Origin of the sequence: Hydrogenophaga sp., assembly GCF_011390835.1 — a bacterium.
GTDB lineage: Bacteria > Pseudomonadota > Gammaproteobacteria > Burkholderiales > Burkholderiaceae_C > Hydrogenophaga.
In genome coordinates, this window is the sequence record NZ_JAABRQ010000018.1 from 89,127 (window position 1) to 91,088 (window position 1,962).

General features: G+C 65.9%; 1 protein-coding gene and 2 pseudogenes. 2 read left to right on the forward strand and 1 reads right to left on the reverse strand.

From position 1 onward, the window contains the following. Positions 1 to 177 (reverse strand): annotated as a pseudogene (locus GPT34_RS12115) (cysteine--tRNA ligase); the annotation flags it as partial. 298 nt (positions 178 to 475) lie between these two features. Here GPT34_RS12115 and GPT34_RS12120 point away from each other — a divergent pair. Beyond that, on the forward strand, positions 476 to 1,447 hold the full coding sequence (locus GPT34_RS12120; RefSeq protein WP_291012731.1) for a nuclear transport factor 2 family protein: 972 nt from the start codon (positions 476 to 478) through the stop codon (positions 1,445 to 1,447). Beyond that, positions 1,447 to 1,962, forward strand: a pseudogene (locus tag GPT34_RS12125) (hypothetical protein); the annotation flags it as partial. The gene GPT34_RS12120 and the pseudogene GPT34_RS12125, both read left to right, overlap by 1 nt.

Genomic DNA, 1,962 nt, shown 5'->3' on the forward strand with positions numbered 1-1,962 from the left:
GCCCCTGACCCTGAGCCAGCGCTGCACGATGTCAAACGCCATCATCATGCGGGCGTGCCCGATGTGACACAGGTCGTAAATCGTCATGCCGCACACGTACATGCGCACATGGCCGGGCTCCAGCGGCTCAAAAGGCTCCAGGCGCCTTGTCAGGGTGTTGTGGATTCGAAGGGTCATGACAGGTGGGAAGATCCGGTGCCGGATCTGGGAAGCGGGGCTGGAGCCAGCGCCGCTTGGCGCGCAGGCACCCTGGCGCCACGGCCGATACGGGGCATCGTCCGACGGGCCGGGACCCCTCAGATACAATGCCTCAGTATAGCCAGCACGACGGCAGACCCAGGTTCGGCCTCAGGTCTGCAGCGAGCGAAAAACAGCCTGTTGCCAGGCGCTCCTTTTGGCTCAGCCCGACGTTTGAGGTCCTATGTTGCAACCGACATCCATCCTGCACCCATACACCCGGGGTTCCCGCTCTTTCATGCCCCGATTGCGACAGCTCGCGCTGTGCGCTGCTGTGTGTACCGCGCTGGGCAGCACGGCCGCATTCGCTCAAGCCGACGAATACGCAGAAGTCAACCGCCTGGTGCGCGCAGGGCAGCTCAACGAAGCACTGGGCAAAGTCGATCAGTACCTGACGACCAAGCCACGCGACCCTCAGATGCGCTTCCTCAAGGGGGTGATCCAGACCGAGAGCGGCAAGCCGGCCGATGCGATCTCCACCTTCTCCAAGCTGACCGAAGATTTTCCCGAACTGCCCGAGCCGTACAACAACCTGGCTGTGCTGTACGCGGGCCAGAGCCAGTTCGACAAGGCGCGCGCCGCGCTGGAGATGGCGATCCGGACCAACCCGAGCTACGCCACAGCGCACGAAAATCTGGGTGACGTCTATGCCAAGCTGGCCAGCCAGGCCTACAGCAAGGCCTTGCAGCTCGATACCGCCAACACCGCGGTGGCGCCCAAGCTCAGTCTGATTCGCAACATTTTCACCAACGGCACCAAAGGTGCCGCCGTGGCTGCCGCTGCCACTCCGGCCGCGGCAGCGCCCGCTGTCAGGCCGCCCGTGGCGGTGGCCGCGGCGCCGGCGCCTGCGCCAGCTGCAGGCGGAGGCGATGCACAGGCTGATGTGCAGGCTGCGGTGGGCGCCTGGGCCCGAGCCTGGTCGAGCAAGAACATGAGTGCCTACCTCGGTGCCTACGCGCCGAATTTCACCCCTGCTGGTGGTCAAAGCCGCAGCGGCTGGGAGGCCGATCGCAAGGCCCGCATTGTGCCGCGCAACCGCATCGAGGTCGACGTGAGCGATCTCAATGTGGAAATCGATGGTGATCGCGCCACGGCCCGGTTCCTGCAGGCCTACAGCTCGGACAATCTGAATGTGTCCAGCCGCAAAACCCTCAATTTCGTGCGCAGCGGCGGACGCTGGCTGATCGTGCGGGAAGCCACCGGATCCTGATGGTTGGTCGACGTTTCTTCCAGCGGGGGCACGCCAGCGTCACCTCTGGATCGCTAAACCCGGGACCAGCCAATCTGCAGCGGCTGGCGCTCTGGGGTCTGAGCGTGGTGGCCGTGGGTGCTGGCGCACTGGCCGTCAACGCCTGGCTGTCGCCCGACGCTGAGCCCGGTGTCGCCGCATCAGCAGCGGTGATCGCGACCGAAGCGCCCTCCTTGCTCACCAGCGCCATCGCCAAGATCCAGGGCGATCCGCCACGCTCGATGTCGGGTCTGGTCTCGCAGCCCCTCTCCGATCAGGCGCTGGCGCAGACCTTGCCCAAGCTGGGGCAGGCAGAGGCGAGGCTGATCGGCGTGTACCACCTGGTCGGCCAGGCCAAGCCCCGCGAGGCGCTGCGCGAAGCCGAAGCGCTGGTGCGCGACCATCCCAACTTCCAGCAGGCTCAGCTCGTGCTGGGCGATCTGCTGACCATGCAGACCCGGCCGGTGGGCCAGCTCGGCGACGTCGCCGACACCAAG